Annotated in this window: 8 protein-coding genes; 3 read left to right on the forward strand and 5 right to left on the reverse strand. The window is 50.5% G+C overall.

Annotated features, from left to right (window positions below; genetic code table 11):
* Positions 1 to 24 precede the first annotated feature (24 nt).
* Positions 25 to 174: an OapC/ArvC family zinc-ribbon domain-containing protein gene (locus tag PLA23_RS13830; protein WP_502883621.1), complete on the forward strand. Its 150-nt coding sequence runs from the start codon at positions 25 to 27 to the stop codon at positions 172 to 174.
* A 13-nt stretch (positions 175 to 187) separates the two neighbouring features.
* On the opposite strand, the gene yciH is transcribed toward PLA23_RS13830, so the two are convergent.
* Complete coding sequence (gene yciH, locus PLA23_RS10135) at positions 188 to 493, reverse strand: stress response translation initiation inhibitor YciH (RefSeq protein ID WP_324328949.1); 306 nt, start codon at positions 491 to 493, stop codon at positions 188 to 190.
* A 132-nt stretch (positions 494 to 625) separates the two neighbouring features.
* On the opposite strand from yciH, the gene PLA23_RS10140 reads away from it, so the two are divergent.
* Positions 626 to 2,065 (forward strand): cobyric acid synthase, encoded by a 1,440-nt coding sequence (locus tag PLA23_RS10140; RefSeq protein WP_324328950.1) that lies wholly within the window; start codon positions 626 to 628, stop codon positions 2,063 to 2,065.
* Here the strand turns inward: PLA23_RS10140 and PLA23_RS10145 are convergent.
* From PLA23_RS10145 to larB, 4 genes are read right to left on the reverse strand one after another with little or no spacing between them, the layout of a single operon-like run.
* Positions 2,055 to 2,315, reverse strand: a complete 261-nt coding sequence (locus PLA23_RS10145) for a hypothetical protein (protein ID WP_324328952.1) — start codon at positions 2,313 to 2,315, stop codon at positions 2,055 to 2,057. The two genes, PLA23_RS10140 and PLA23_RS10145, sit on opposite strands and share 11 nt — an antisense overlap.
* Positions 2,316 to 2,323: 8 nt before the next feature.
* Positions 2,324 to 3,628: a coiled-coil domain-containing protein gene (locus tag PLA23_RS10150; protein ID WP_324475108.1), complete on the reverse strand. Its 1,305-nt coding sequence runs from the start codon at positions 3,626 to 3,628 to the stop codon at positions 2,324 to 2,326.
* On the reverse strand, positions 3,591 to 4,136 hold the full coding sequence (locus PLA23_RS10155; protein WP_324328956.1) for a nicotinamide-nucleotide adenylyltransferase: 546 nt from the start codon (positions 4,134 to 4,136) through the stop codon (positions 3,591 to 3,593). The genes PLA23_RS10150 and PLA23_RS10155 overlap by 38 nt, the downstream gene beginning before the upstream one ends.
* A complete protein-coding gene (gene larB, locus PLA23_RS10160; RefSeq protein ID WP_324328958.1) occupies positions 4,133 to 4,909 on the reverse strand; it encodes a nickel pincer cofactor biosynthesis protein LarB in 777 nt (258 codons plus the stop codon). The genes PLA23_RS10155 and larB overlap by 4 nt, the downstream gene beginning before the upstream one ends.
* 16 nt (positions 4,910 to 4,925) lie before the next feature.
* On the opposite strand from larB, the gene PLA23_RS10165 reads away from it, so the two are divergent.
* Positions 4,926 to 5,276, forward strand: a complete 351-nt coding sequence (locus PLA23_RS10165) for an ABC transporter permease (RefSeq protein ID WP_324475109.1) — start codon at positions 4,926 to 4,928, stop codon at positions 5,274 to 5,276.
* Positions 5,277 to 5,301 lie beyond the last annotated feature (25 nt).

The following is a 5,301-nucleotide window of genomic DNA, read 5'->3' on the forward strand; positions in this document are numbered from 1 at the left end:
CATGACCTTCATGGCCCCGATGCCATTGAGAGTATCAGAATACTGGAGCCTGGACGGTATGATCTAAACCTGTCACGCCTGGCAGAGTCTGATGATCGGGTCGTTCGTGTCGGATCCGAGGATACGTACCGGCTTGACCTGCACTCGATGATTCGTCAGAAAAAGAAAAAATAACTTCTTTTGCAGATTAAGTGATATTATCCACCGCGTATCCCTTTGTCGCAAGAAGATCGATAACCCGGTCCCGGTGGTTCCCCTGTAATTCTATGGAGTTGCCTTTCACTGTTCCGCCGCAGGCCAGTTTACTTTTCATAAACTTTGAAAGGTCTTCAAGATCAATATCTGTCGGATCCAGTCCCTCAATCACGGTGACTTCTTTTCCGTACCGACGTTTGTTCACTTTCACATTAATTCGCTGCTGTTCTTTTGCAACTTCCTCACAGATACAGAGTTCTTTTGGTAGCCCACAAATGGAGCAGATACCACCATTCATTACTTATTCCATCTTATGTTTTACTATTAAATGTTTATCATAAAATATCCCGGTATAATCCGGTTTTTTCTCATCCATGGATGGAGGCGGTTGTTGCAGTATATTATCCTCATCAATCCAATCTGATAGTCTATGTCTGTCATGGTCCTCGGGACCGCATCTCATGTCGGAAAGAGTACGATGGTAGCCGGTCTGTGCCGGATTCTCCGCCGCCGGGGGATATCAAATGCCCCGTTTAAATCACAGAACATGAGCCTGAACTCCTGGGTAACGGAGGATGGCGGGGAGATAGGAATTGCACAGGCGATGCAGGCATATGCAGCAGGGATTCCTCCCTGTGTGGAGATGAATCCCATTCTCCTCAAACCAAAAGGGGACCAGACATCGCAGATTGTCCTCCTCGGCCGTCCGTTTCATGATGTGCATGCCGGTGAGTACTACCAGGTGACCGATACTCTCCTGAGCGTTGCACTCAAAGCCGCAGAAGACCTTATACTGCGGTATGGGGCGCTGGTGGTTGAGGGGGCAGGAGGGGCAGCTGAAGTAAATCTCTTTGATCGTGACATCGCAAACATCGGTCTTGCCAGAAAACTCAAATTTCCCATCATCCTTGTTGCCGATATCGAACGCGGCGGGGTGTTTGCACAGGTGTATGGAACAATCTCCCTGCTTCCTGATGACATCCGCCCGCTCGTAAAAGCCGTCATTGTCAACAAGTTCAGAGGAGATCCTGCCCTGTTCTCTGATGGGATGAGGATACTTGAGGAGCTGACCGGGGTTCCCGCTATCGGCCTTGTACCGGTCACCGATGTGGATATCCCGAGTGAAGACTCCCTCTCACTTCAGGATAAAAAAACCAGGACTGCTCCTGTTGAGATTGCAGTCATACGTCTTCCCCGGATATCCAACTTCACCGATTATGAGCTCCTTGAGCGGTATGCGTCAGTCAGGTATGTCAGGCCAGGGGCTCCGCTCTCCGGGTATGATGCGATCATCCTTCCAGGCACAAAAAATACCATCGAGGATCTTGAAGTGGTGATGACATCCGGCACCGGTGAGGAGATACGAAGAGCACGGGAGCGGGGAGTTATCATCATCGGAATCTGCGGAGGGTATCAGATGCTCTGTGAACGGATCATTGATTCAGGAGTGGAGTCAAAGGCAGGGGAGTACGAGGGGATTGGTCTTATCCCCTGCACGACCACGTTCTCAGGATATGAAAAGACAACCGTCCGGGTGACACGCGGATCATCTGGACACGGGCCGTTTCTCCGGAGAATCTCATCGGTATCTGGGTATGAGATCCACATGGGAACCACCTGCCGGGGAGATATCAGGGAAGCCTTCACCGGCGAAGGGGTCGTCAGCGAAGACGGACTGCTTATCGGGACATATATGCACGGCCTGTTTACCGATCCAGAAGTCGCCGCAGCATTTGTCAGCGTTCTGTGTGATCGGAAGGGAGTATCCTGGAAAAAACCCGAATCAGATCCTGATCCTTTTGATGCCCTGGCGGATCATATTGAGGCACATGTCCGAATCGATGAGATACTCTCCTGCTTTACCCGATAACATTCATGATGCTGCGAAACCCTTCATGTCTGGAATCATCACAGAATACGCTGATGACAGCCTTCAGATCAACCTCCTCTGTTGCCCGGCTCATGGTACAAAAAGCCCGGGCTGGAGAGGGAATCTCACGGCCGGGTATTTTAAACCGGACTGAGTGAACACAAAACCTGCACTTTTCTATCTCCTCGCGCTTTGTCGGAAGGCAGGCAACCGTTCCATTCTCGACCGGGAGTATTCGTGTTGTGCTCATGATATACCTCAAAAAGATAGTTCCATCTCCCTGTGAGTAAACTCCGAGAGTTTTTGTTTGATTTTCTCAAGATTTTCAGCCATCTTTTCATGCAAGGATGAGAGCCGTTCTTTTCTCTTCTCTTCTTCAAGAATCAGCTCATCCCGTAGCTTTTCTGCATCCCTGATGGCATGGGTGAGATGATCCTTGTGTTCAAGGATATGGCCTGCATCACGTTCCTGCTTTTTTGCGTGTAATGCATCAGCAAGGGTGTGCAGATGTGCTGATATGTCACTGAATTTTTTTATGTACTCATCAGCCGTGGTCAGAAGATGTTTTTCAAATGAGTTTTTGGGCTGAATGATTCCGGATTCAACCAGCCTGAAGAGCGATGGTGCTGTTGATACGACCCGGCTGAATAACTCGTCATCATCACGACGGGGAGATGAGGCCCAATGAATCAGTTCCTCCATATTCTTTACATCCACCGGTTTTCCCTGCTCCTCAAATGTCTTCGAAGCCCGTTTCCATACCGGTACTGCGATGCGGATCTGTGACTCCCATGTATCCCTCGTCTTCTCAAGTTCCTGCCGAAGTTTTTCTACCTCTTCTTCGAGCCGGAGATGTAAGGCATACGCATCTGAAGCAATCAGGTTCGTAAGATCCGCCTGTGCCTTCTCCAGCTCGTTCTCAAGGTCATCAATTCTGGACTCAAAGTGTTTTCCTTCTTCCTCCGCCTGTTTCTGCTCGTGTAATAGCATATCCCGTTCACGCAGAAGATCACGCAGCGCATTCATTTCAGAGAGATGATCACGGGAGATACGGATGATCTCGGTCATCCGGTTGAGCTCCTGGCCCATCTGATCAAGGGTCTGTTTAAAGACTTTGATCTCTTCAGGATAGAGATGATGCAGATAGCGGCCCGGACCCCGGTATGCTTTAAAACACCCGTTGATAAGTCCTGCCACTTCCCGGTAAAAGATCTCATCATCTTCTGAAAAATCGCCTTCAAGTTCGGCTTCTATCTTTTTGCAGAACTGGGGCAGGGCATGACGGTTGACCTGCTCAACCTTGTGATGGTGCGGCTCATCTGATGGTTCATCACCAAACTCAGTCAGCAGCTGGTGCAGGTCCTGCTCAAGCCTGAGGAGGCGTTCACGTGACCGGATGGATGCGGCATTCCGGCGTGAAATACAATCCGCTTCCCTGCTATCAAGCCATGCTGGAAGGTCCTCAAGACGAATGAAAGATGTGGCCGGCTTTTCGTGCGGTTTACGGAATATTTTTTTTATCGAATCAAACATGGTCTGTTGTCTCCTCAAATCCGGTATCATCACCGTCATCCTGGTTTAATGCCCTGATGCGGGTTATCCCGTCTATCTCCTGAATGACCCTGACCACCGGAGGCGGAACGTACTCTTCCCACCGCTCCTCACGGGCAATCAGGTCCCGTATCTTCGTACCTGAAAGTGTTGCCCGCTCATACATCAAAGGACGGTGCACCTCTATGCCGGCCTCATGAAAAAGCCGGATGACAAGCGGGTTTCCTGAATAGATCCGATGAAAAGGCGGTGTCATTGCACGGACATGCGAGACCCACAGAGCATTGCGGTTGATATCCTCAAGCGGAATGACATAGAGGGGTTTATGCAGACCCTGTAATGCATGCGTAATCATCAGAACACGTTCTCCGGCCGTAAAAGGATCAGTCGGTTCATGACTCATCTGGGCACTGCCAATCCCGATGATCAGCTCATCCGCTTCCTGCGCGATCTGATGTATTACATAATGATGACCGTTATGATAGGGCTGAAATCTGCCGATATACAGCGCACGGATCATGACTTTACCACCAGATTTGCGATCATTGCGGCTGAGGCTCCGGCTACAAATCCTGCATCAATATTTACCACGGTCAGGACCGAGCAGGACTGAAGCATACTGGCAAGTGCTGCCTGACCACCCCCCATATACCCATATCCGGTTGATACCGGAACCCCGATGACCGGACGATCCACCAGTCCTGCAACTACTGACGGAAGTGTTCCTTCCCGTCCGGCGGCAACAACAAATGCATGACAGTCAGCCATGTCACGAATGACCGGAAACAACCGGTGAATACCGGCAACCCCGACATCATATGCCCGCCTGACACAACATCCCATTTCTTCGGCAATAATGCGGGCTTCTTCGGCAACGCGGATGTCAGATGTCCCGGCGGTAATGATACCAACCACTCCCCCGGTCTTTTGAGGGCCGTCCCCTGTGGCCAGAACAAGAACGCGCCCTTCATCAGACCATGATGAGGATATGTCCCGGGTCCGTGCCCATTCCATCAGGGAGACTGCACGTTCAGGATCAAGCCTGGATATGATACACCTGCCGGCTTTTGTGACATAGGATTCTACAATGGAGCGGAGATGAGCTGTCTCTTTTCCTTCTGCAAGGATTACTTCAGGAATGCCGCACCGGGTCTTTCTGGACAGATCAAGGCATGCAACCTGACCAACCGGCAGGACTAATCCAGCAGAGATCTGTGCCATTGCCTCATCAGGGCTGAGTTTGTGGTCGTATGCCGCCTGTAGAATCTGTTTCAGGTCCGGTTCGTTCTCCATATGGAACAAGTACGATATGCAAGAAACAGTACATAATAGGTTCATTGCGATGAGTATTCTCTTTCTGATATCAGTCTTTGGTGTGCTCGTCTGTATCTTCCTCTGGCTGCGTGATATTCGGATCTGGGCACGATCCCTTCTTCCCGGCTACAGAAAGGCTGCAATACACGGAGTATACCAGACTGCACTTGCAACGGCAGGTGCCGGCATTGTCTTCCTGTGGCCGGTGGTCTCCATTCTTGGAACCGGCATCGTCCTGCTTGCACTGTATCTGCAGGGGAAAGAGGAGAGAGAGAAGATCTGGACAAACGAACCGGCAATAACCAGGTTCTTCGGGAGTGTTCCCCGGAATAATTCCAGAAGGTAACATCATGATACAAAAACCACGCGGG

Source organism: Methanospirillum sp. (genome assembly GCF_035406105.1).
Taxonomy (GTDB): Archaea; Halobacteriota; Methanomicrobia; order Methanomicrobiales; family Methanospirillaceae; genus Methanospirillum.

Excerpts from the sequence above, each read along its gene's own strand:
- PLA23_RS10155 (WP_324328956.1), bottom strand. The coding sequence starts at position 4,136 with ATGATCCGTGCGCTGTATATCGGCAGATTTCAGCCCTATCATAACGGT.
- larB (WP_324328958.1), bottom strand. The coding sequence starts at position 4,909 with ATGGAGAACGAACCGGACCTGAAACAGATTCTACAGGCGGCATACGAC.
- yciH (WP_324328949.1), bottom strand. The coding sequence starts at position 493 with ATGAATGGTGGTATCTGCTCCATTTGTGGGCTACCAAAAGAACTCTGT.
- PLA23_RS10165 (WP_324475109.1), top strand. The coding sequence starts at position 4,926 with ATGCAAGAAACAGTACATAATAGGTTCATTGCGATGAGTATTCTCTTT.
- PLA23_RS10150 (WP_324475108.1), bottom strand. The coding sequence starts at position 3,628 with ATGATACCGGATTTGAGGAGACAACAGACCATGTTTGATTCGATAAAA.
- PLA23_RS10145 (WP_324328952.1), bottom strand. The coding sequence starts at position 2,315 with ATGAGCACAACACGAATACTCCCGGTCGAGAATGGAACGGTTGCCTGC.
- PLA23_RS10140 (WP_324328950.1), top strand. The coding sequence starts at position 626 with ATGTCTGTCATGGTCCTCGGGACCGCATCTCATGTCGGAAAGAGTACG.